The 1,508-nt window shown below is 67.3% G+C and carries 1 protein-coding gene; it reads right to left on the reverse strand.

The features are described from left to right. Window positions 1-1,508: condensation domain-containing protein (locus AB0G47_RS40840; protein WP_360781185.1), on the reverse strand; the 1,508-nt coding region annotated here is incomplete at both ends.

The raw sequence follows: 1,508 nt of genomic DNA on the forward strand, positions 1-1,508 counted from the left end.
AGCAGATCCTCCACCTGCTCACGCGACAGCAACGCCTCCGGCCACGCCACACTCACCGACAGATACGGACCATCCGCCCGATCCTCCGTCAACGCATTGATGGTCAGGAGTCGCCCCATCGGCGTCCGGCCATCCGGTCCGGAGTCGATGGATTCGGGGGCGGGGGTCCAGGGATCAGTGGTGTCGCTTCCGGCGAATCGGCCGAGGTAGTTGAAGACGATCTGGGCAGGAGCCTGCGCTTCGAGATCCGAAAGGACCGGTGCAGTACGGGGGTTGAGGTGACGCAGCAGGCCATAACCCAGGCCCCGGTCCGGCAACGACCGCAGGTGCTCCTTCACCCGTTTCACCGCCACACCCAGCGCGGCGCCGCCGGTCAGCGCCTCATCCACGTCCACACCCGACACGTCCAGACGCACCGGGAACAGACTCGTGAACCAACCCACCGTCCGGCTCAGATCAACACCCTCACCCAACTCCTCACGCCCATGACCCTCCAACTCCACAAGCACGGAGTCAGGTTGGTCACCCTTGGAGTCACTCCCGGCCGGCTGCCTACGACGCCAGTCCGCCACCGCCACACCCAGCGTCGCCAGCAGCACGTCGTTGACCCCGCCGTGGAAGGCAGCCGGGACCCGCGTCAGCAACGGACCCGCCACCTCAGGCGCAAGCTCGACCGACGCCAGCCGCGCCGACGCCCACACATCACGCACCGGATCCAGAACCTGGCCCGACAACGGCTCATCCGGCGAAGACAACACGTCCGACCACAGCGCCAACTCACCCTCACGGACGGGTGCTTGAGCCTCCTCGACCAGACGACGCGCCCAATCCCGCACCGACGTACCCACCGCAGGCAGCACCGGACTCCGCCCCTCGGTCTGCGCCTCCCACGCACTCACCAGATCCGGCACCAGCACCCGCCACGACACACCATCCACCGCCAGGTGATGCACCACCAACAACAAACGACCCTGACGACCGGCACCCGCGTCGAACCACACCACCTGCACCATCACACCGGACTCAGGAGCAAGCCGCCCCTGCGCAGCCTCAGCCTCCCCCCGCACCACCTCGCCCAACTCGGCCTCGGCAACACCCGACACATCCACCCGCACCACACACTCCGACACCACGACCGAACCGGCCGGCAGCACCTCCAACGACCACTCCGGCACCACACCCAACCGCAACCGCAACGCATCGTGATGATCAACCACCGTGCGCAGTGCGCCAGTCAGGTCTTCAAGCCGCGCGCCCTCCGGCACCCGTAACAGCACCGACTGCGCGAACCGGTCGATCGGACCACCCCGATCCCGGAGTCCATGAACGATGGGCATCAGCTCGACATCACCGACACCCGAGACCTCAACAACCGGTGCCGTCAGGTCATCCGCCGGCCGCGCCACCGCGGCAAGCCCTGCCACGGTCTTCCGCTCGAAGACGTCCCGCGCCGTGAACACCAGACCCGCAGCACGCCCCCGCGCCACCAACTGGATCGACACAATGGA

The sequence above is a fragment of the Streptomyces sp. NPDC021622 genome (assembly GCF_040640795.1).
In the GTDB taxonomy this organism is placed as follows: Bacteria; Actinomycetota; Actinomycetes; order Streptomycetales; family Streptomycetaceae; genus Streptomyces.